Origin of the sequence: Halomonas sp. SL1 (assembly GCF_003030865.2) — a bacterium.
GTDB classification, from domain to species: Bacteria; Pseudomonadota; Gammaproteobacteria; order Pseudomonadales; family Halomonadaceae; genus Halomonas; species Halomonas halophila.
This window is the reverse complement of the sequence record NZ_PYUQ02000016.1, coordinates 41395-62694: the sequence shown is the minus strand read 5'-3', so window position 1 is coordinate 62694 and position 21300 is coordinate 41395. Positions and strand designations below refer to the sequence as shown.

The window sequence follows — 21300 nt, the reverse complement described above, 5'->3', positions numbered from 1 at the left end:
GTACCTTGCTAGTCGAGCGCGGCGCGCGTGGCGCGGCGCATGTCAGCGGGCCTTGTCCGGCGTCAGGGTTGGCCCCATTGATTGGGGGAAGCCATTGATTCGCCGACGGCATATCGTCTAAATGGAAGAACCTCTGGGGCGCAAGGATACCCCAGCACGGCGGGCGCCGGCTATGGTGGCGGCGCCGCGACCCCGATGCGGACAGGACACGGACAGGAGAACTGCGATGAGCGATCAACCGCAAGACCCCCATGAGGACCATCGCCTCAAGGATGCCTACGAACGCGTGCTGGAGCGGCTGCAGGAGGGCGCCGGCGAGCTGAACCGCGAGTCGTTGCAGAAGGAGCTCGACGAGGCGATCGAGTTTGAGGCCGAGGTGGAAGAGTTCACCCGGGATGAGCTCTCGCTGCTGCGCGCCTGGGTCGATCGCGACCTCAAGGAAATGCGCCACTACCTGAGCGCCGGCGGGCACAGCGTCGCCCACTGGTTGGGCGTCGATCTCTCGGTGCTGTCGCGCCGGGTGGTGGAGTCGCTGCTGTCGATCGCCGATCGCAGCCGGGTCGAACGCGAACGCCTGGAAGACGACCTCGAGGCCTCGCGGGCCGACTATACCGCCGGTGAAATGGCCGTGCCGGGGCGCATGGCCTGCACCCACTGCGACGCCGTGGTCGAGCTGAACGAGGTGGCCCGCCTCGAGCCCTGCCACCAGTGCGGCCACCGCTACTTCATGCGTGCGCCGCTGGACTGAGCCCACCGCCCCCTGAGGCCGATCCAGCGCTCAGGGGGTATTTCTTTCTGCCCGTGTTTTAAGGTGATGTCAGAAAGTTGGCGAGCGAAGGTTAGGGCTAGCCCCCTTCCCGACGGGGCAACGCACTTCCCACCTCCCTGTGGGTCGCAAGGCAAAAATCAACGAGGAGGCGGACCGGGCTCGCGTGCGAGTTTACTTTGTGTAAATGAGTATTCCGACCGGGCTCGCGCACGAGGCGATTTTTAACGCCGTATAACCGAGCGTAGGCCTTTCTGGCGCGCCTTACGCCAGCCAGGTGATCATTCCCACCACCAGCGTCGCCATGATCAGCGCGTAGCGCAGATTCTCTCGCATCATCAGCCCGCCGCTGACGCCATAGCGCCCCTGCAGCGACAGGTTGATCCCCGACAGCGGCCCGACGCTGGTGCCCACCGCCCAGGCCGCCAGGGCGACGAAGGCGAACAGCGTCTGCTCCGATGCCGCCAGGTCCAGCACCGAGGCCAGCACCGAGACGCCGATGATCGGGTGCAGCCCGGCCACGGCGCTGACCACGATGGCGAGAAAGCTCATCATGGCCTCGCCCATGCCGAAGTGTGCGAACAGCGTCCAGCCGCCCTCGGTGGCGGCGTCGGCGAGCGTCGATAGCCCCTGGGTCAGCAGCCCCGCGCACAGGAACAGCGAGATCTCGCCGCGCATGGCCGGCAGTCGGGTCAGGGTGTGCTGGCGCAGGCGACCGGCGGTCCAGTGCAGGCCACGGGGCAGGTTGGCCGCCAGCGCCGCACCGGGCATCAGGAAGGTGATGATGGCGACGATGGAGAGCCCCGGCGTCAGCCCGAAGTGAAAGCCCATCACCAGCGCGGCCATCACCACCGGCAGCAGCAGGCTCCTCGGCGCCATCGAGAAGCCGGCGGTGTCGGTCAGGTCGAAGCGCCGCGGCAGCTCGATCAGGGTTACCAGTCCCGCACACAGCGCCAGCGGCAGGCCGTGGGCCAGCACGGTGGCGTAGTCCATGCCCGGCGCCAGGGTGATCACGATGCCCATGGAGGCGAAGAAGGGCGACCACAGCGCGGCGCTGGACAGCCCGCGGTTGAGCGCCAGCAGCTGGGGCGTGGTCAGCGGCGCGCGACGCGCCAGGCGATCGCCGACCATGAACACCGTCGACAGGTTGAGGATGGTGCCGAGCAGGTGCACCCCGAGCCAGGTGCCGGCGAGGCCGCGCCGCCCGGTGACCGGCGGCCCCGAAGGGCGCGACCGGCCGCGGCGGTGGCCGATCAGGCCGATGAAGCTGACCCCCACCAGCATCGCCACCACCTGGGTATTGGCGTCCAGCAGGTGCGGCCAGTCCACCCGGGCGCCGTAGACGAACGCCGCGAACAGCAGCAGGCCGACGCCGATGCCCGCCAGCAGCCCCGCCTGGCGGCGGTTGCGGCGAGGCAGGTCGGGCCACAGCAGGGCGGTGCCCAGCCACAGCGCCGGCCCGGTCAGCGCCTCGGCGCCGGGTAGCCAGGCGAGGCCCGCGATGCGCGACAGCAGCCCGACGAGAATCGCCAGGCCGGCCAGGGCATGGCGGAGGCCGACGCCGGATGAGGTCACTGCTTCGGTCTGGGCGGGCATGACGGGGTCCTGGCAGGCGAGAAGACAGGCTTCGTTAGGAAGCTCGACGGAAAAATAGCATCCTAAGCAAGGCCAGCGGCAGCCTTCAAGTTGGCTGCTCCGGCCGCCATCTTATGTCGGCCACTGCAGTGCCGCGCCTTCACGGGCGGCCTCGAGGCGATCGAGCATCGCCCGGGCGGCGTTGGAGAGGGTGCGGCTGCGGTGCACCAGATAGCCCAGCGGGCGCCGGATCGGCGGGTGATCCACCTCGAGCACGTGCAGCTCTCCGGCCGCGAGGCCTTCCGGCAGCAGGCTCCAGCCCAGGCCGATGGCGGTCATCATCTTCAGCGTCTCGAGGTAGTTGGTGGACAGCGTCACCGGCAGGCGCAGGCCGGCGGCGGCGAAGCGCGCCTCGATCAGCCCGCGGGTGAAGGTCAGCGGTCCCGGCAGCACGGCATCGAAGTCGCACAGTTCGCTCAGGGCCAGCGGGCCGCGTGAGGCCAGGGGGTGATCGTGGGCGCAGACGAAGCACAGCCGGTCGATCCACACCGGCACCACCTGAAGCTGCGCGTCGGGATGCGGGGCCAGGGTGGCCACGGCGATTTCCAGCGTGCCGTCGAGCACGCCCTGGTAGGCCTGCTCGGAGTCCTCGAAGCGCAGGTCGAGCCGCACCTCGGGATGCTGGCGGGTATAGTCCTTGAGCAGCGGCGGCAGCCGGTGCAGGCCGATATGATGGCTGGTGGACAGCGTCAGGCTGCCTGCCACCTGGCCGTCCAGGTTGCCCAGCGCACGCCGGCTGTCGTCCACCATCACCAGGATCTGCCGGGCCCGGGGCAGCAGCAGGCGGCCGGCCTCGGTCAGCGTCACCCGGCGGCCGATGCGGTCGAACAGTCGCGCCCCGACCTGATCCTCGAGCACCGCGATGCGCTTGCTGACCGCCGGCTGGGTGAGATGCAGCTGCTCGCCGGCACGGGAGAAGCTGCCGCCGTCGGCCACGGCGAGGAAGGCCTGCAGGCTCTGGGTATCCATTCGGGCTCCAGCGTTGTGGGCGAAGGGGGAACTCTGTATTCCTTTGTGGAATCCTTTGAATAAATAACATGAATTGCTTTTATGTGCGCGTCGCGGGACACTCACGCCAAAGCGCAACGCACAGAAATAGCGCCATGCGCCCCGACCGAGACAGACCATGGATCGTCGGCGGCGCCACAGACCGACCGGATACGCACAGGGCCCAGCGCCCGGGAGAACGAGATGGCAGGCCAGACCCTCTACGACAAGCTGTGGTCGCAGCACCTGGTGAAGGAGCGCGACGACGGTACCGCCCTGATCTACATCGATCGCCAGCTGCTCCACGAAGTGACCTCGCCCCAGGCCTTCGAAGGCCTGCGCCTGGCGAACCGCCGCCCGTGGCGGATCGACGCCAACCTGGCGACGCCGGACCACAACGTCCCGACCACTCTCAAGGAACGTGCCGAGGGCAACGCCGGTATCGAGGATCCGGTGTCGCTGATTCAGGTCCAGACCCTCGATGACAACTGCAACGAGTTCGGCATCGAGGAGTTTCGCATCAACGACCCGCGCCAGGGCATCGTGCACGTGGTCGGCCCGGAGCAGGGCGCGACCCTGCCCGGCATGACCGTGGTCTGCGGCGACTCCCACACCGCCACTCACGGCGCCTTCGCGGCGCTGGCCCACGGCATCGGCACCTCCGAGGTCGAGCACGTGCTGGCCACCCAGTGCCTGCTGGCCCAGAAGATGAAGAACATGCAGGTGCGCGTCGAGGGCGAGCTCGGCGTCGGCGTCACCGCCAAGGACGTGGTGCTGGCCATCATCGGCGAGATCGGCACCGCCGGCGGCACCGGCTACGCCATCGAGTTCGCCGGCAGCGCCATCCGCGAGCTGTCCATGGAAGGCCGCATGACGGTCTGCAACATGGCCATCGAGGCGGGTGCCCGGGTCGGCCTGATCGCCGTGGACGACACCACCATCGATTACCTCAAGGACCGCCACTACGCGCCCAGCGCCGAGCAGTGGGAGGCCGCGGTGGCCGACTGGCGCGGCCTGGTGTCCGACGAAGGCGCCGACTTCGACAAGGTGGTGACCCTGAACGCCGCCGACATCGAGCCGCAGGTCAGCTGGGGCACCAGCCCCGAGATGGTCACCGGCATCGGCGGCGAAGTGCCGGATCCGGCCGAGGCCGCCGACGACACCGCGCGCACCGGCATCAGCCGTGCGCTCGAGTACATGGGGCTGTCGCCGAAGCAGAAGATCACCGACATCCGCCTGGACAAGGTGTTCATCGGCTCCTGCACCAACTCCCGCATCGAGGATCTGCGCGAGGCCGCCAAGGTGGCGCGCGGCAAGAAGGTCGCCGATTCCATCAAGCTGGCCATGGTGGTGCCGGGCTCCGGCCTGGTGAAGCAGCAGGCCGAGGCGGAAGGGCTCGATGCGATCTTCCGCGAGGCGGGCTTCGAATGGCGCGAGCCGGGCTGCTCCATGTGCCTGGCGATGAACGCCGACAAGCTCGGCGCCGGCGAGCACTGTGCCTCGACCTCCAATCGCAACTTCGAGGGTCGCCAGGGCTACGGCGGGCGTACCCATCTGGTCAGCCCGGCCATGGCCGCCGCCGCCGCCATCGCCGGCCACTTCGTCGACGTGCGCGACCTCGGCGCCGCCAATGACGCCACCCAGCAGCAGGAGGCCTGAGCCATGCAGAAATTCGAACGTCTCCAGGGCCTGGTCGCGCCGCTGGATCGCGCCAACGTCGACACCGACCTGATCATTCCCAAGCAGTTCCTGAAGTCGATCCAGCGCACCGGCTTCGGCGTCAACCTGTTCGATGAACTGCGCTATCTGGACGAGGGCCAGCCGGGGCAGGACTGCTCGCAGCGTCCGCTGAATCCGGACTTCGTGCTCAACCAGCCGCGCTACAAGGGCGCCAGCGTGCTGCTGGCGCGCCAGAACTTCGGCTGCGGCAGCTCCCGCGAGCACGCCCCCTGGGCGCTGGCCGACTTCGGCTTCCGGGCGGTGATCGCGCCGAGCTTCGCCGACATCTTCTACAACAACGCCTTCAAGAACGGCATCCTGCTGATCAAGCTCCCCGAGGCGCAGGTCGACCGGCTGTTCCGCGAGACCGAGGCCGAGGAAGGCTATCGCCTCGACGTGGATCTCGAGGCCCAGCGCATCATCACACCGTCCGGCGAGGTCCTCGAATTCGAGGTCGACGCCTTCCGCAAGCACTGCCTGCTCGAGGGGCTCGATGACATCGGCATCACCCTGCAGGACGAGGACGCCATCCGCGCCTTTGAACAGCAGCATCGCGCCGCGCGTCCCTGGCTGTTCCGCGATGAGGTTGGCGCCTGAGGCGGGATACAGAACGCGAGGGGCGCCGGGTCGAGTTGGCGCGAGGGTTTTTTGCCATGGTTGAGGCGACTCTTTCTGAGATCACCTCGCCTGATTGTCGACCGGCTCGTTTCTCAGAGATATGACGGCGGAGCGTCGGAGGCAGGTCAGAGAGGAGGTCCTGCGCCATGGATGGCGCCGGTAGCGCCCAGGGATGGGTTCACAGCGCCTCCTCGGCGGCCTGCCTCCGAGTCAGCTCCGCTTTCCCAGCAAGGAAGATACGATGACACGCAAGATTCTGGTTCTCCCGGGCGACGGCATTGGCCCGGAAATCACCGCCCAGGCCAGCCGCGTGCTGGCCGCCTGTCAGGCCCGCGGCCTCGACGTCGAGGTCGAGGAAGCGCCGGTCGGCGGCACCGCCTACGATCTCGAGGGCTCGCCGCTGCCCGAGAGTACCCTGGCCAAGGCCCGGGCCGCCGATGCCGTGCTGCTGGGCGCGGTGGGCGGTCCCAAGTGGGACAAGCTCGAGGACATCAGCAAGCGTCCCGAGAAGGGCCTGCTGGGCCTGCGCAAGGAGCTCGGCCTGTTCGGCAACCTGCGCCCGGCGCTGCTCTACCCGCAGCTGGCCGAGGCCTCCAGCCTCAAGCCCGAGCTGGTGTCCGGTCTCGACATCATGATCGTGCGCGAGCTCACCGGCGGCATCTACTTCGGCCAGCCCCGCGGCATCGAGGAGCGCGACGGCCAGCGGGTCGGCTACAACACCTACGTCTACTCCGAGGCCGAGATCGAGCGCATCGGTCGCGTCGCCTTCGAGATGGCCCAGAAGCGGGGCAAGAAGCTGTGCTCCGTCGACAAGGCCAACGTGCTCGAGGTCACCATGCTGTGGCGCGAGGTCATGGAGCGGCTGGCGCCGGAATACCCGGACGTCGAGCTGTCGCACATGTACGTCGACAACGCCGCCATGCAGCTGGTCCGCGCGCCCAAGCAGTTCGACGTGGTGGTCACCGGCAACATGTTCGGTGACATCCTCTCCGACGCCGCCGCCATGCTCACCGGCTCCATCGGCATGCTGCCCTCGGCCTCGCTCAACGAATCCGGCCAGGGCATGTACGAGCCCTGCCACGGCAGCGCCCCGGACATCGCCGGCCAGGGCCTGGCCAATCCGCTGGCCACCATCCTCTCGGTGGCCATGATGCTGCGCTACTCGCTGGGCGAGGCCGAGCTGGCCGAGCGCATCGAGGCCGCCGTGGGCAAGGTGCTCGACGATGGCCTGCGCACCGCCGACATCGCCGCCAAGGGCGCCCCCCGCGTTTCCACCAGCGAGATGGGCGACGCCGTGCTGGCGGCCTTCGAGGCGCTCTGATCGCCTGACGGCAGCGCGTCGCCGAAGCGGTCGAGGCGATGAAAGTGGCAGGAAGCGTGCGTTTTCCTGCCATTTCGTGTCGCGATCTCGACAACCGGGCGCTCGCTGTTAGGGCACGCTTTTTTCTGTAGACTAACGGGTTCAATTCTTTCTGGAGGACTTCACATGTTGAAAGTCGGTTTCGTCGGATGGCGGGGCATGGTGGGTTCCGTGCTCATGCAGCGGATGGTGGAAGATGGAGACTTCAACGGCATCGAGCCGATCTTCTTCACCACCTCCCAGGTCGGTCAGGCCGGCCCCGACGTCGGCGTTGAGGTGCCTCCGCTGAAGGACGCCTTCGACCTCGAGGCCCTCAAGGCCCTCGACGTGGTCATCACCTGCCAGGGCGGCGACTACACCAAGAAGGTCTACGAGGACCTGCGCAACGGCGGCTGGAAGGGCTACTGGATCGACGCCGCCAGCACCCTGCGCATGGCCGACGAGGCCACCATCGTGCTGGACCCGGTCAACCGCAAGGTGATCGACGAGCAGCTGGCCCGCGGCGCCAGGACCTTCGTCGGCGGCAACTGCACCGTCAGCCTGATGCTGATGGGCCTGGGCGGGCTGTTCGAGGCCGACATGGTCGAGTGGATGACCTCCATGACCTACCAGGCGGCCTCCGGCTCCGGCGCCAAGCACATGCGCGAGCTGCTCAACCAGATGGGCGGCCTGCGCGACAGCGTGGCCGACGAGCTCGCCGACCCGGCCAGCGCCATCCTCGACATCGACCGCAAGGTCACCGCGGCCATGCGCTCGGGCGAGTTCCCGACCGACAACTTCGGCGCGCCGCTGGCCGGCAGCCTGCTGCCGTGGATCGACTCCAAGCTCGACAACGGCCAGAGCCGCGAGGAGTGGAAGGGCAACGTCGAGACCAACAAGATCCTCGGCCTGCAGGACAATCCGGTGCCGATCGACGGTCTCTGCGTGCGCATCGGTGCCATGCGCTCCCACAGCCAGGCGTTCACCATCAAGCTGCGCCAGGACGTGCCGCTCGACGAGATCGAGGAGCGCATCGCGACCCATAACGACTGGGTCAAGCTGATCCCCAACGACAAGGATGCCACCATCGACGGCCTGACCCCGGCCGCCGCCACCGGCACCCTGACCGTGCCGGTCGGCCGCCTGCGCAAGCTGGCCATGGGCGGCGAATACCTGTCCGCCTTCAGCGTCGGCGACCAGCTGCTGTGGGGCGCGGCCGAGCCGCTCAAGCGGATGCTCAAGATCCTGCGCGAGCAGTAAGGGGCATCCCCGGTTTCCTGATCGCGCTTGCGACGGAATCGCGGATTTCCTTCCGCTTCATGTGGGCGGAGCTGGCGGGGCGTCTCCTTCGGGGGCGCCCCGCCTGTCGTTGGGCGGCTCGCCCTGTCACGGATCAATGAGTGACGTTGAATTCCGCCTGGGACGGGCGTGGGTGGCCTGGCGTTGCCAACGAGCCGGATGTGTTAGACCCGTCAGTCAGACATCGTTTTATCGTTCTGCCTCGGCGGCGTGCCAGCGCGTCCGACCGGGCGGTTGCAAGGGGATCCATGAAACACACGCTATCGCTCACCACACTGCTCCCGCTTTTCCTGGTCAGCCCGCTGGCGCTGGCCCTGGGGCTGGGTAATGCCGAGGTCGTCTCGCCCCTCAACGTGCCGCTGCGCGCCACCATTCCGCTGACCGATACCGGCGGTCTCGAGGTCGGCCGGCTCAACGCCTCGGTGGCCGACGGTGATGCCTATCGTGCCGCGGGGCTGACCCGCACGCCGCTGGCGGCCAGCGTCGACCTGGCGGTCCGGCGCCGCCAGGGGCGGCTGGTGCTGGAGCTCACCACCGAGCGTGCCGTGCGCGAGCCCTGGGTCGATCTGCTGCTGCGCTTCGACTGGCCGGGCGGTCGCCAGCTGCAGGAGGTGACGCTGCTGCTCGACCCGCCTGACTATGCCGCCATGCCGGCGCTGGTCGAGGGCAGCGGGGACGCGACGTCGTCCTCGCCGGCGCCGCCCGCGCGAGCCGTGTCGGCCGGCGGGGGCGTCGATCCGGCTCGGGTGCGCAGCGGCGATACCCTGTGGATGCTGGCCGACCGGTTGCGGCCCGACAGCGGCATCGGCATGAACCAGATGATGCTGGCGCTGGTCGAGGCCAATCCCGAGGTCTTCCCCAGCGGCAACATCAATGAGATGCGTGCCGGCTTCACCCTGACCGTGCCCTCCCGCGAGGCGATCGCCGTGCGTTCGCCAGCGAGGTCGGCCGAGCTGGTGCAGGCCATGAACAGCGCCTGGGCCAGCCGCGGCGGTGGGGCGCCGGCACCGGTGTCGCTGGGCTCCGCCGAGCCGGCCATGGCCGAGGTGGATACCTCCGGGGGCGAGACGCCCGAGGCGGTCGCCGACGAGACCGCGGTCGCGTTTCCTGGGGCGCCACGCGAGGCCTCGCGGGATCAGGCGCCGCGGCTGACCCTGCTGACCGACGCGGAGGTCGCCGCCGGCCTGGGTGACCACGGCGTCGACGCCGGTGGTGCCGGGGGCGATGCGAGCGGTGAGGCCGGCAGCGCGGAAGAGGACGCGTCCCCGGCGTCATCCGACGCCGCCGAGCGGATCGATTCCGGAGTGCTGGCGGACATCACCGCCCGGGGCGGGCTGACCGATGGCGATCGTCTGTTGCGTCTGGAGCAGCGCTTCCAGGAGAGTCGTTCGGCCCTGGCCGAGTTGCAGGCCGAGCGCGACGCGCTGGAGGCCGAGGTCGGCGGGCTGCGCGAAGAGCTGGACGCGCTGCGCGACCGGGTCGCGGCCCTGGCGGCCGGGGGTACCGGTGTCGATGCGGCGGGAACCGGCGGCGTGGCGCCGCCCGAGAGCGCTGGTGATGGCGGGGCCGGTCAGCCGCGCCCCTGGTGGGGCGCGCTCTATCAGGGGGCGGTCGGGCGGCCGCTGGTGCTGGGCGGCGCGGCGGTCGCGCTGCTGCTGGCGCTTTGGGGCCTGGTGCGCTGGCGTCGCGCGGAAGAGGTCGCGCCGTCGACACAGCGCCCGGCGGCCGCCTTCGGCGAGAACCGGGTCATACGCCCGCCGGGCGAGCCGGCCTCGCCGAATGCCGGAAGCGACGCCATCGGCGTACCCAGGCGCTCGGTGCGTGACGCCATGCCGGAGACGGAGGCGATCAGCGAGGCCGATATCTTCATTGCCTATGGCCGCTACGATCAGGCTCGTGAGCTGCTGGAAGCCGGCGTGGCGCGGGAGCCGGAGCGCCAGGATCTGCGCCTCAAGCTGATGCGGGTGCAGCTGGAGCAGGGCGATCGCGCCGCCGCCGAGGCCCAGGCCGAGCATCTACGGGCCTCCGGCGATGAGTCGGCACGTGCCGAGGTGCTCCGGCTGATGGGACCGGTCGTCGAGGATGACGAGGCGCCCATCGAGCGTGCGGTCTTCGGTGCGGCCGACGAGCGCCCGCCGCGTCTCTTCGGCGATGGGGGCGAGTCGCAAGCCGCTGCCGAGCCTGACGAGCCGGAGGCCGGTGTGACGCGCCCGGAGGCGGCACAGGAGGACCTGTCGCGCTATCGCCCGCCGGTCATCGAGCCCGCACCCGGAGAGGCGAGTTCGTCCAGCGATCACGGGCGACAGGACGATGAGGCGCCGTTCGAAACGTCATTCGAGCCGGAGCAGGACGGCGAGCCAGATGCCGCACCGGAGGCCCCGGCGTCGGCCTCGGAGCCTGAGATGCCCCAGGTGGCGACCCGGACCAAGGAAGACGGCCGCCAGGTCATCGACTACCGGCCGCCACCGCTGGAGCCGGTCGCACCCCGGGAGGAAACGCCGAGCCAGCCGCAGGTCGAGTTCACGCCGGTCGGCGGGGGCGGCCGTGACGCGGATTCGTGGGAGGTCGAGGAGGTGGCGTTCCCGCCGCTGCCCGGGGATAATGATGGTCCCGACGACGCGGCGCCCGCGATCGCCACCCTGGACGAGGCACGCCACCTGTTCGAGGTCGGCGAGGTTCGCGAGGCGCGCGTCATGCTGGAGCGCTTCCTCGAGGCGTCCAACGACGCCGCCGCCCGGCAAGAGGCGCGCGACCTGCTCGACCGCCATCAGCCATGAAGAACGCATGACCTTCTTTCATCGTCTCGACGACAAGCAACCCCTTCGCGGCCGATTGGCCATGGCCGTGGAATACGACGGTACCGCCTACTGCGGCTGGCAGCGCCTGAAGCACAGCGCCTCGGTGCAGGCCTCCCTGGAACAGGCGATGTCTCGCGTCGCCGCCGCACCGGTCTCCGTGATGTGCAGTGGCCGCACCGACTCCGGCGTGCACGCCACCCGCCAGGTGATTCACTTCGACCCGCCTTCGCTGCGTTCGGAGAAGGCCTGGGTGTTCGGCACCAACGCCAACCTGCCCCGTGATATCGCGGTGCGCTGGGTCAAGCCTGTGGCCGACGACTTTCACGCTCGCTTCTCGGCACTGGCGCGGCGCTATCGCTACGTGATCCTCAATCGCACCAGTCCTCCGGTGCTCGAGCGCCACAACGTGACCTGGTGTCGCGATCCGCTCGACGCCGAGGCCATGCACCGCGCCGCCCAGGCGCTGGTCGGCGAGAACGACTTCTCCACCTTTCGCGCCGCCGGCTGCCAGTCGACGACGCCCTGGCGTCACCTGCACTTCATCGAGGTGAATCGCTACGGCCCGCTGGTGGTCATCGACGTCCAGGGCAACGCCTTCCTGCACCACATGATCCGCAACATCGCCGGGGCGCTGATGTCGGTGGGGCGTGGGGCCCAGGACGAGGGCCACATCGGCCGGCTGCTGACCCTGCGCGATCGTACGCTGGGCGACGTCACCGCGCCGGCTCACGGCCTCCACTTCGTCGACTGCCTCTTCGACGAGAGCTGGGAGCTGCCTGCCGAGCCGCTGGGCCCCAATCTGCTGGCCTTCCTCGGCGAGTGGAGCGGCGAGCGGGCGGTGCCCGATTCGCCCATGGCCGCCTACCGGCGCGACCGCTCCCGGGCGGCCAATGCCGCGGCGGCGCTGGCGGCGGAGGAGGGCGACGATGCTTGAGCATGGCGCGGCCCTCGGCCGCACCCGGGTCAAGTTCTGCGGCCTGACCCGCCCCGAGGACGTCGACGCCGCGGTGGCGGCGGGGGCCGATGCCCTGGGCTTCGTGCTGTGGCCCGGCAGCAAGCGGGCGGTGGGCCTCGAGCGGCTGGCCGCGCTGGCCGCCCGGGTGCCGGCCTTCGTCACCCGGGTCGGGCTGTTCGTCGACCCCGACGAGGCGCTGGTGGCCCGGGCCGCCGAGCACCTGGACCTGCTGCAGTTCCACGGCGAGGAGACGCCGGCGTTCTGCGCGGCCGCGCCCCGGCCCTGGATCAAGGCGCTACGCATGCGCGACGGCCTGGATGTTCACGCCGCGGCCCGCGACTACATAGGCGTCCGGGCGCTGCTGCTCGACGCCTATCGCCCCGGCGTGCCCGGCGGCACCGGCGAGACCTTCGACTGGTCGCGCATCCCCGCGTGCCTGGCGAAACCTGTTATTCTCGCCGGAGGCCTGACGCCGGCCAACGTGGCCGAGGCCATCGCCGCGGTGCGCCCTCTGGCGGTGGATGTCTCCGGCGGCATCGAGACCGCGCCCGGCATCAAGGGCGGCGCGGAAATGGTCGACTTTCTCCGCGCGGTCCGGCACGCCGATGGCTGACTCCCGCGGCCGACGCATTCACGACCATTCCCTGTTGGCGATCCTGTGAGGTGTCCTTGTGAGCAAGTTCAGCGACCTGACCCGGCTGCCGGATGCCCGCGGCCACTTCGGCCCCTACGGCGGGCGGTTCGTCTCGGAGACCCTGAGCTTCGCCCTGGAAGAGCTGGACAAGACCTACGCGCAGCTGCGCGACGATCCGGCGTTCCAGGCGGAATTCGACCACGACCTGGCCCACTATGTGGGTCGGCCCTCGCCGCTCTATCACGCCGAGCGATGGTCGCAGCGGCTGGGCGGCGCCCAGATCTGGCTCAAGCGCGAGGACCTGAATCACACCGGCGCGCACAAGGTGAACAACACCATCGGTCAGGCGCTGCTGGCGAAGAAGAGCGGCAAGCCGCGGGTGATCGCCGAGACCGGCGCCGGCCAGCACGGCGTGGCCACCGCCACCGTGGCGGCGCGACTGGGGCTCGAGTGCGAGGTCTACATGGGCGCCGAGGACGTCGAGCGACAGAAGCTCAACGTCTATCGCATGCGCCTGCTCGGCGCCAACGTGATTCCGGTGGAGTCGGGCACCCGTACCCTGAAGGATGCCATGAACGAGGCGCTGCGCGACTGGGTGACCAACGTCGACGACACCTTCTACATCATCGGCACCGTGGCCGGGCCGCATCCCTATCCGATGCTGGTGCGCGACTTCAACGCCGTGGTCGGCCGCGAGGCGCGCCGCCAGTCGCTGGAGGAGTTCGGTCGCCTGCCCGATGCGCTGATCGCCTGCGTGGGCGGCGGCTCCAACGCCATGGGGCTGTTCTATCCCTTCGTCGAGGACGACGGGGTCGCCATGTACGGCGTCGAAGCCGGTGGTGATGGCGTGGCCACCGGCCGTCACGCCGCACCGCTGGCCTCCGGGGCGCCACGTGGCGTGCTGCACGGCAATCGCACCTATCTGATGTCCGACGAGGGCGGTCAGGTCAGCGACACCCATTCGATCTCCGCCGGGCTCGACTATCCGGGCGTGGGGCCCGAGCATGCGCTATGGAAGGACGTGGGCCGGGTCAACTACGTGGCGGCGGACGATGATGCGGTGCTCGAGGCCTTCCGCGAGCTGACCCACGTCGAGGGCATCATGCCGGCGCTGGAGTCGGCCCATGCGCTGGCCCATGCCAGGGTGCTGGCGCCGCAGATGCGGCCCGACCAGCATATCGTGGTCAACCTCTCCGGACGCGGCGACAAGGATATCCTGACGGTCGCCAAGCTCGACGGCATCGAACTCTAGGGGACACCGATGAATCGTATCGACCAACGCTTCGCCGCGCTGAAGGAAGAGGGGCGCCGCGCGCTGATTCCCTACATCACCGCCGGCGACCCCGCGCCCGAGCACACCGTGGGCTTCATGCACGCCCTGGTGCGCGCCGGCGCCGACGTCATCGAGCTGGGCGTGCCGTTCTCCGATCCCATGGCCGATGGCCCGGTGATCCAGAAGGCCTGCGAGCGCGCCCTCGTGCACGGCGTGCGCCTGGCCGACCTGATCGAGATGGTGCGGGCGTTCCGGCGCGACGACGCCGAGACCCCGGTGGTGCTGATGGGCTATCTCAATCCCGTCGAGCGCATGGGGCTCGAGGCCTTCGCCGACGCCGCTCGCGACGCCGGCATCGACGGCGTGCTGCTCGTCGACATGCCACCCGAGGAGGCCGACCTGATGGGGCCGGTGCTCAAGGAGCGCGGTCTGGCCTCGATCTTCCTGGTGGCCCCTACCACTTCCCGTGCCCGGGCCGCTACAATATGCGCCCATGGCGAGGGTTATCTGTACTACGTCTCGCTCAAGGGTGTCACCGGAGGCGCCAGCGTCGATGCCGCGGACGTGGCCGAGCATCTGGCCCCACTGCGCGAGATGACCGACCTGCCGCTGTGCGTGGGCTTCGGCATCCGCGATGGCGCCTCGGCCGCCGAGGTCGGCCGAGTGGCCGACGGCGTGATCGTCGGCAGTGCCCTGGTTTCGCGCATCGCCGAGAACGCCGAGCGCCCGGCGGCGATTCCCGCCAAGCTGGAAGCCGTGCTGAGCGAGATGCGCCAGGCCCTGGACGCCTGACGGACCCCGAATATCGATTCGACAGTCGCCCCGCTCGGAGGGGGCGACCGCAAAAATGGAAGCGTTTCTGACATGAGCTGGCTAGACAAGATCGTGCCCTCGGTGGGCCGCATTCAGCGCAAGGACCGCCGTTCGAGCGTGCCGGACGGCCTGTGGCGCAAGTGCCCCAAGTGCGACGGGGTGCTCTACCTGCCGGAACTCGAGAAGCACCACCACGTCTGTCCCAAGTGCGAGCATCACCTGCGTCTCACCGCGCGCAAGCGCCTCGACTGGTTCCTCGACAAGGAAGGTCGCGAGGAGATCGCGGCCGATCTCGAACCGGTCGACCGCCTCAAGTTCCGTGATTCCAAGAAGTACAAGGACCGTCTGACCGCGGCCCAGAAGTCCACCGGCGAGAAGGATGCGCTGGTGGCCATGCGCGGCCAGCTGGACGGCATGTCGGTCGTGGCGGTGGCCTTCGAGTTCACCTTCATGGGCGGCTCCATGGGCGCCGTGGTGGGCGAGAAGTTCGTTCGCGCCGCCGAGCAGGCCCTGGACGCGGGCGTGCCGCTGGTGTGCTTCGGCGCCTCGGGTGGTGCACGCATGCAGGAGGCGCTGTTCTCGCTGATGCAGATGGCCAAGACCTCCGCCGCGCTGGAGAAGCTCAAGCAGGCCGGCGTGCCCTACATCTCGGTGCTCACCGACCCGGTGTTCGGCGGCGTCTCCGCCTCGCTGGCGATGCTGGGCGACCTCAACGTTGCCGAACCCAACGCCCTGATCGGCTTCGCCGGCCCGCGGGTCATCGAGCAGACCGTGCGCGAGAAGCTGCCGGAAGGTTTCCAGCGCAGCGAGTTCCTGCTCGAGCACGGCACCGTGGACATGATCGTCCATCGCCACGAGATGCGTGAGCGCCTCGGCGGCGTGCTGCGCAAGCTGACCCACCAGCCCGCCAATGGCCCGGCCGACGCGCCCGAGGCCGCCGAGCCGGATCTGGTCGATACCGCTCAGCAGGCCGAGGATGCCCCGGTCGAGCCGGCGGACGACGGCGCCGAGCCGCGTCAGGACGCCGAGCGTTGATGGCGTCATGAACGAGGCTCCTTCCGCTTCCCTCGGGAACTGGCTGGCGCGGCTTGAAGCGGCGCATCCGGTCAGCATCGACCTCGGTCTGGAACGGGTGGCCGAGGTCGCCCGCCGCATGGGGCTGCTCGACGGCCCCATCGCCGGGCGCGTGATCACCGTGGCCGGCACCAACGGCAAGGGCTCCACCGTCGCCATGCTGGAGTCGCTGGCCCGGGAGCACGGGGTCGGCACCGCCACCTACACCTCGCCTCATCTGCTGCGCTACAACGAACGGCTGCGCCTCGACGGCGCGGAAGCCGGCGATGCCGAGCTGGTGGCGGGCTTCGAGGCCGTCGAGGCCGCGCGTCTCGACGGCGAGCCGATCAGCCTGACCTACTTCGAGGCCGGCACTCTGGGGGCGCTGCATGCCATCCGTGAACGCTCGCCGGAACTCGCCATCCTCGAGGTCGGCCTCGGCGGTCGCCTGGATGCGGTCAACGTGCTCGACGCCGACGTGGCGGTGGTGACCACCATCGCTCGCGATCATGCCGCCTATCTGGGCGACGATCTCGAGGTCATCGGCCGCGAGAAGGCCGGCATCATGCGCGCGGGGCGTCCCGCGGTGCTGGGCAGCCAGGCGCTTCCGCAAAGCGTCGCCGCCACCGCCGAGGCGCTGGGCGCCCAGGTGCATGCCCTCGGGGCGGCATTCACGCGTGTCGAATGCCGGGGCGAGACTTCCTGCCGAGAGACGGGCGAGGGCGGCTGGACCTGGCAGGGGCACGATGCCGAAGGCGCCGTCGCGCGCCTCGAGGCGCTCCCCGATCCGGGGCTGCCGCTGGACAACGCCGCCACCGCCCTGCAGGCGTTTGCCCTGGGCGGCTGGAAGCTGGAGGCCGAGGCCTGCCGCCGAGCGCTGGCCGGCGTCGAGTTGCCCGGGCGCATGCAGTGGCGCGGGCAGTGGTGCCTGGACGTCGGCCACAACCCTCATGCCGCCGAGTATCTTGCCCAGCGTCTGGCCGAGCGGCCCTGCGAGGGGCGCACCGTCGCCCTGCTGGGCATGCTCGCCGACAAGGACGCCGAGGGCGTGATCGGCGCCCTGGCGCCGGCCATCGATGCCTGGCTGCCGGTCACTCTCGAGGGCGATCGGGCGCGTAGCGCCGAGGCGCTGGCCGCGACCCTCGAGGCACTCGGCCAGCCGGTGTGGCATCGGGCGGATTCCCCGGCGGCGGGGGTGGCATGGCTGGGCGAGCGCCTGAGCCCGGCGGACCGGGTCCTGGTGTGTGGCTCCTTCTTCACCGTGGCCGATGTACTGGCGGCCTGGGCCGAGCCGGCGCAGACTGCCATGGAGGCCGGCAGCGAGGGAACGAGATGAAGTACGGATGGCGAGAGCGGATCAGCGGTGCGCTGATCCTGTTGGCCCTGGCGGTGATCTTCCTGCCGCTGCTGTTCGATGACCCGGCGCCGCGGGAAGATCGCCCGCAGCCGACCATGAGCATCGAGCAGCCGATCGAGGTGCCACACCGCGAACCCGAAGCGCCCGAGCCGCCGGAGGAACTGTCGGCGAACGCCGAGTCTCCGGCGCAAGAGGGGGCATCCGGTGTCGACGCGATGTCCTCCGCCGATGACGTCGTCTCGGTCGAGGCGGGGCAGGCGTCGGTCGAGGCCTCGTCTTCCGATAGCGACGATGCGCCGGCCGTCCAGGACACCACGCAGCAGGCCTCGACGGAGGCCGCGTCCGCCTCTGGCGATGCCGAGTCTTCAGAGGCCGACGCGCCCGCGTCGGACCCCATCGCCGATCTGGCCCGTGCCGCCGACGAGCGCATGGCGGCCTCGGACGCACCGACCCGAGAGGCGGTCTCCGGCGGCGAATGGGCGGTGCAGGTGGGCAGCTTCGGTGAGCCGGCCAACGCCGAGCGGCTCGAGGCGCGCCTCGAGGAGCAGGGCTTTCCGGCCTATCGCCGCCCGCGCAACAACGATCTGACCACCGTGTACGTCGGGCCCTATGCCCGTAGTGAGGTCGCCGAGCAGGCGATGAGCGAGCTCAAGGCCGACCTCAATCTCCAGGGACTGCTGGTGGAGGCCGAGTGACCCTGACCTGGCTGGATTGGGTGTTCGTGGCGGTGCTCGCCGTCACCGGCATCGCCGGGCTGGTACGTGGCCTGGTGCGCGAGGCCCTGGGCCTGGCGGCCTGGGTGGTGGCGCTGCTGGCGGCGCGCTGGCTGGCCGAGCCCCTGGCCGTCCGGCTCGAGGGCCTGATCGATAGCCCCGACGGTCGCCTGATCCTCGCCTTCGTGCTGGTGGTGCTGGGCGTCATTCTGGCCTGCGGCGTGGTCATCCGCCTGATCCAGGCGGCGGTGGAGTGGGTCGGCATGGGCCTGTTCAACCGCGTGGCCGGTGCCGCCTTCGGCCTGGCCAAGGGCAGCGCCATCCTGGTGGTGGCGACCCTGCTGATCGGCCTGACCCCCTTGCAACAACTCGAGGCCTGGCAGCAGGCCAGCCTGCGGCCGCCCTTCCTGCAGTTGAAGGACTGGGCGGTCGGTCGCCTGGCCGCCTGGGAAGGACGGCTGCCGGTCTCCCCCGAATCCCTCGGCGACCCCGTCTCCCTGATGCCGTCGCAGGCACGGGATGACGAGGTCGCCACCCCCTGACATGATCGATCGAGGCGGCTCCAGCGCCGCCCAACCAAGGCAAGCGAGGTAAGGTGTAATGTGCGGTATCGTGGGCCTGATGGCCAAGCAGGCGGTGAACCAGGGGATCTACGATGCCCTGACGGTGCTCCAGCACCGAGGCCAGGATGCCGCCGGCATGATGACCTGGAACGACGGTCGCTTCCTGCTGCGCAAGAGCAACGGTCTGGTGCGCGACGTCTTCCATACCCGTCACATGGCGCGTCTCCAGGGTAACCTGGGCATCGGCCACGTGCGCTATCCCACCGCCGGCTCCTCCAGCGAGGCGGAATCCCAGCCGTTCTACGTCAACTCGCCGTACGGCATCTCGCTGGCCCACAACGGCAACCTGACCAACGCCGACCAGCTCAAGCAGGAGCTGTTCTCCTCCGACCTGCGTCACATCAACACCAGCTCCGATTCCGAGGTGCTGCTCAACGTCTTCGCCCACGAGCTGGGCAAGCAGGGGCCGCACCTGGCGCCGGGCGACATCTTCGACGCCGTGCGCCGCGTGCATCGTCGCTGCCTGGGCGGCTACGCCGCGGTGGCGATCATCAACGGCGTGGGCATGGTGGCCTTTCGCGATCCCAACGGCATCCGCCCGGTGGTGTTCGGCAGCCGTGATGAAGGTGAAGGCCAGGAAGTGATGATCGCCTCCGAGTCTGTGGCGCTGGACGTGGGCGGCTTCGAGCTGCATCGCGACCTGGCCCCGGGCGAGGCGATCTTCGTCAGCATGGATGGCGAGATCCACACCCAGCAGTGCGCCGACGCGCCGCGCCTGGCGCCCTGCATCTTCGAGCACGTCTACCTGGCGCGCCCGGATACCCTGCTCGACGGTGCCTATGTCTACGGCACCCGCATGGCGATGGGTCGCAAGCTCGCCGATCGCATCAAGCACGAGTGGCCGGAGCACGACATCGACGTGGTGATCCCGATCCCCGACACCTCGCGGACCTCGGCCCTGGAGCTGGCCCAGCACCTGGGGGTGACCTATCGCGAAGGCTTCATGAAGAACCGCTACATCGGGCGGACCTTCATCATGCCGGGCCAGACCCAGCGCAAGAAGTCGGTGCGCCAGAAGCTGAATGCCATCGACATCGAGTTCGAGGGCAAGAACGTGCTGCTGGTCGACGACTCCATCGTGCGTGGCACCACCTGCAACCAGATCATCCAGATGGCCAGGGAGGCCGGCGCGAAGAACGTGTACTTCGCCTCCGCGGCGCCGCCCGTGCGCTACCCGAACGTCTACGGTATCGACATGCCGGCGGCCAGCGAGCTGATCGCCCACGGTCGCACCGAGGCCGAGGTGGGCGAGCTGATCGGCGCCGATCGCATGATCTATCAGGACCTCGAGGATCTGAAGACCGCCTGTCGCGAGATCAATCCGGCCCTGGACGAGTTCGACTGTTCGGTGTTCGATGGCCGCTACATCACCGGCGACATCGACGACGCCTATCTGGCCGCCCTGGAAGCCAGCCGCAACGACGATGCCAAGTCGGAGCAGAGCGCCGGTGACCACGCGTTGGTGGGCATGCACAATCAGGAAGACGACACCGACTGACAGGGAGGCGCCATGCACGACGAATCCAACCCGGCGGATGACTGGGGGCTCGATACCCTGGCGATCCGCACCGGGCATCATCGTACCGCCGAGCAGGAACACGGCGAGCCGATCTTTCCGACCTCGAGCTTCGTCTACGGCAGTGCCGCCGAGGCGGCGCGCAAGTTCGGCGGCCAGGAGCCGGGCAACGTCTACTCGCGGTTCACCAACCCGTCGGTGCAGACCTTCGAGCGCCGCCTCGCCGCCCTGGAAGGCGGCGAGCGCTGCGTGGCGACCAGCTCCGGCATGTCGGCGATCCTGTCCACGGCCCTGGCGCTGCTGCAGGCCGGCGACGAGATCGTCGCCTCCCGCTCGCTGTTCGGCTCCACGGTCAGCCTGTTCGACAAGTATCTGGGCAAGTTCGGCATCACCACCCGCTACGTCGAGCTCTCCGACCTGGCGGCCTGGGAAGCGGCGATCACGCCGGCCACCAGGCTGCTGTTCGCCGAGACGCCGTCCAACCCGCTGTCCGAGGTGGGCGATATCCCGGCGCTGGCCGAGCTCGCGCATCGTCACGGTGCCTGGCTGGCGATCGACAACTGCTTCCTGACCCCGGCGCTGCAGACGCCCATCGCGCTGGGGGCGGATCTGGTGATTCACTCTGCCACCAAGTACCTGGACGGCCAGGGCCGTGCCGTTGGCGGCGCCGTGGTCGGCCCCGAGGCGCTGCTGCAGGAGGTCTTCGGGGTGGTGCGCACCTGCGGGCCCTGCATGAGTCCCTTCAACGCCTGGATCTTCACCAAGGGCCTGGAGACCCTGGGGCTGCGCATGAAGGCCCACTGCGCCAATGCGCTGCAGCTGGCCGAGTGGCTCGAGGCGCATCCGGCGGTGGAACGGGTGTATTACAGTGGGCTGGCCAGCCATCCGCAGCATGAGCTGGCCGCGCGTCAGCAGAAGGCATTCGGTGCGGTGCTCGGGGTCGAGGTCAAGGGCGGTCGTGAGGGCGCCTGGTCGGTCATCGACGCGACCCGGATGCTGTCGATCACCGGCAACCTGGGCGACGTCAAGACCACCATCACCCATCCCGGTACCACCACCCATGGCCGCCTCTCCGACGACCAGAAAGCCGCTGCCGGCATCCGCGAGGGTCTGATCCGCATTGCGGTGGGGCTCGAGGACATCGCCGACATCCGGGCCGACCTGGCGCGGGGCCTCGATGCCCTGATCTAGCCGGGCGTCAT

Annotated in this window: 18 protein-coding genes; 16 read left to right on the top strand and 2 right to left on the bottom strand. The window is 69.4% G+C overall.

Translation table 11 applies throughout. The features are described from left to right. The first annotated feature begins 226 nt into the window (after positions 1 to 226). Entirely contained in the window at positions 227 to 748 is a 522-nt protein-coding gene (locus C9J49_RS10460) for a zinc ribbon-containing protein (RefSeq protein WP_035596095.1), read from the top strand. Positions 749 to 1030: 282 nt separating this feature from the next. Here the strand turns inward: C9J49_RS10460 and C9J49_RS10455 are convergent, their stop codons facing one another. Continuing rightward, positions 1031 to 2362: a hypothetical protein gene (locus tag C9J49_RS10455; protein ID WP_107182045.1), complete on the bottom strand. Its 1332-nt coding sequence runs from the start codon at positions 2360 to 2362 to the stop codon at positions 1031 to 1033. Between the two features lie 111 nt (positions 2363 to 2473). Further along, the gene (locus C9J49_RS10450; protein WP_107182044.1) at positions 2474 to 3370 is read right to left on the bottom strand and encodes a LysR family transcriptional regulator; all 897 of its coding nucleotides are present in this window, start codon (positions 3368 to 3370) and stop codon (positions 2474 to 2476) included. Between the two features lie 222 nt (positions 3371 to 3592). Here C9J49_RS10450 and leuC point away from each other — a divergent pair, with 222 nt between their 5' ends. From leuC to C9J49_RS10375, 15 genes are all read left to right on the top strand, one after another. Continuing rightward, positions 3593 to 5047, top strand: coding sequence for a 3-isopropylmalate dehydratase large subunit (gene leuC, locus C9J49_RS10445; RefSeq protein WP_107182043.1), 1455 nt, complete (start codon positions 3593 to 3595; stop codon positions 5045 to 5047). A gap of 3 nt (positions 5048 to 5050) precedes the next feature. After that, positions 5051 to 5704, top strand: a complete 654-nt coding sequence (gene leuD / locus C9J49_RS10440; RefSeq protein ID WP_107182042.1) for a 3-isopropylmalate dehydratase small subunit — start codon at positions 5051 to 5053, stop codon at positions 5702 to 5704. A gap of 262 nt (positions 5705 to 5966) precedes the next feature. Then, complete coding sequence (gene leuB / locus C9J49_RS10435; protein WP_107182041.1) at positions 5967 to 7046, top strand: 3-isopropylmalate dehydrogenase; 1080 nt, start codon at positions 5967 to 5969, stop codon at positions 7044 to 7046. A 165-nt stretch (positions 7047 to 7211) separates the two neighbouring features. After that, complete coding sequence (gene asd, locus C9J49_RS10430; protein ID WP_107182040.1) at positions 7212 to 8324, top strand: aspartate-semialdehyde dehydrogenase; 1113 nt, start codon at positions 7212 to 7214, stop codon at positions 8322 to 8324. A gap of 287 nt (positions 8325 to 8611) precedes the next feature. Next, positions 8612 to 11140 (top strand): FimV/HubP family polar landmark protein, encoded by a 2529-nt coding sequence (locus C9J49_RS10425; RefSeq protein WP_107182039.1) that lies wholly within the window; start codon positions 8612 to 8614, stop codon positions 11138 to 11140. A gap of 7 nt (positions 11141 to 11147) precedes the next feature. Continuing rightward, positions 11148 to 12095, top strand: coding sequence for a tRNA pseudouridine(38-40) synthase TruA (truA, locus tag C9J49_RS10420; protein ID WP_046080221.1), 948 nt, complete (start codon positions 11148 to 11150; stop codon positions 12093 to 12095). After that, entirely contained in the window at positions 12088 to 12729 is a 642-nt protein-coding gene (locus tag C9J49_RS10415) for a phosphoribosylanthranilate isomerase (protein ID WP_107182038.1), read from the top strand. Before truA ends, C9J49_RS10415 begins: the two co-directional genes overlap by 8 nt. A 58-nt stretch (positions 12730 to 12787) precedes the next feature. Next, entirely contained in the window at positions 12788 to 14002 is a 1215-nt protein-coding gene (gene trpB / locus C9J49_RS10410; RefSeq protein ID WP_107182037.1) for a tryptophan synthase subunit beta, read from the top strand. A gap of 9 nt (positions 14003 to 14011) precedes the next feature. Beyond that, positions 14012 to 14815, top strand: a complete 804-nt coding sequence (trpA, locus tag C9J49_RS10405) for a tryptophan synthase subunit alpha (protein ID WP_046080225.1) — start codon at positions 14012 to 14014, stop codon at positions 14813 to 14815. A 72-nt stretch (positions 14816 to 14887) separates the two neighbouring features. Then, complete coding sequence (gene accD / locus C9J49_RS10400; RefSeq protein WP_107182036.1) at positions 14888 to 15871, top strand: acetyl-CoA carboxylase, carboxyltransferase subunit beta; 984 nt, start codon at positions 14888 to 14890, stop codon at positions 15869 to 15871. 7 nt (positions 15872 to 15878) lie between these two features. Then, on the top strand, positions 15879 to 17225 hold the full coding sequence (gene folC, locus C9J49_RS10395; RefSeq protein WP_107182035.1) for a bifunctional tetrahydrofolate synthase/dihydrofolate synthase: 1347 nt from the start codon (positions 15879 to 15881) through the stop codon (positions 17223 to 17225). Beyond that, positions 17222 to 17941, top strand: coding sequence for an SPOR domain-containing protein (locus C9J49_RS10390; protein WP_035596061.1), 720 nt, complete (start codon positions 17222 to 17224; stop codon positions 17939 to 17941). The genes folC and C9J49_RS10390 overlap by 4 nt, the downstream gene beginning before the upstream one ends. Continuing rightward, positions 17938 to 18501, top strand: a complete 564-nt coding sequence (locus tag C9J49_RS10385) for a CvpA family protein (protein ID WP_035596057.1) — start codon at positions 17938 to 17940, stop codon at positions 18499 to 18501. The genes C9J49_RS10390 and C9J49_RS10385 overlap by 4 nt, the downstream gene beginning before the upstream one ends. Before the next feature lie 58 nt (positions 18502 to 18559). Next, positions 18560 to 20080 (top strand): amidophosphoribosyltransferase, encoded by a 1521-nt coding sequence (purF, locus tag C9J49_RS10380; RefSeq protein ID WP_035596055.1) that lies wholly within the window; start codon positions 18560 to 18562, stop codon positions 20078 to 20080. 12 nt (positions 20081 to 20092) lie between these two features. Next, entirely contained in the window at positions 20093 to 21289 is a 1197-nt protein-coding gene (locus C9J49_RS10375; RefSeq protein WP_107182034.1) for an O-succinylhomoserine sulfhydrylase, read from the top strand. The last annotated feature ends 11 nt before the right edge of the window (positions 21290 to 21300 follow it).

Coding starts and splice junctions, on each gene's coding strand:
- C9J49_RS10460 (WP_035596095.1), top strand. CDS start 227: ATGAGCGATCAACCGCAAGACCCCCATGAGGACCATCGCCTCAAGGAT.
- C9J49_RS10455 (WP_107182045.1), bottom strand. CDS start 2,362: ATGCCCGCCCAGACCGAAGCAGTGACCTCATCCGGCGTCGGCCTCCGC.
- C9J49_RS10450 (WP_107182044.1), bottom strand. CDS start 3,370: ATGGATACCCAGAGCCTGCAGGCCTTCCTCGCCGTGGCCGACGGCGGC.
- leuC (WP_107182043.1), top strand. CDS start 3,593: ATGGCAGGCCAGACCCTCTACGACAAGCTGTGGTCGCAGCACCTGGTG.
- leuD (WP_107182042.1), top strand. CDS start 5,051: ATGCAGAAATTCGAACGTCTCCAGGGCCTGGTCGCGCCGCTGGATCGC.
- leuB (WP_107182041.1), top strand. CDS start 5,967: ATGACACGCAAGATTCTGGTTCTCCCGGGCGACGGCATTGGCCCGGAA.
- asd (WP_107182040.1), top strand. CDS start 7,212: ATGTTGAAAGTCGGTTTCGTCGGATGGCGGGGCATGGTGGGTTCCGTG.
- C9J49_RS10425 (WP_107182039.1), top strand. CDS start 8,612: ATGAAACACACGCTATCGCTCACCACACTGCTCCCGCTTTTCCTGGTC.
- truA (WP_046080221.1), top strand. CDS start 11,148: ATGACCTTCTTTCATCGTCTCGACGACAAGCAACCCCTTCGCGGCCGA.
- C9J49_RS10415 (WP_107182038.1), top strand. CDS start 12,088: ATGCTTGAGCATGGCGCGGCCCTCGGCCGCACCCGGGTCAAGTTCTGC.
- trpA (WP_046080225.1), top strand. CDS start 14,012: ATGAATCGTATCGACCAACGCTTCGCCGCGCTGAAGGAAGAGGGGCGC.
- accD (WP_107182036.1), top strand. CDS start 14,888: ATGAGCTGGCTAGACAAGATCGTGCCCTCGGTGGGCCGCATTCAGCGC.
- folC (WP_107182035.1), top strand. CDS start 15,879: ATGAACGAGGCTCCTTCCGCTTCCCTCGGGAACTGGCTGGCGCGGCTT.
- C9J49_RS10390 (WP_035596061.1), top strand. CDS start 17,222: ATGAAGTACGGATGGCGAGAGCGGATCAGCGGTGCGCTGATCCTGTTG.
- purF (WP_035596055.1), top strand. CDS start 18,560: ATGTGCGGTATCGTGGGCCTGATGGCCAAGCAGGCGGTGAACCAGGGG.
- C9J49_RS10375 (WP_107182034.1), top strand. CDS start 20,093: ATGCACGACGAATCCAACCCGGCGGATGACTGGGGGCTCGATACCCTG.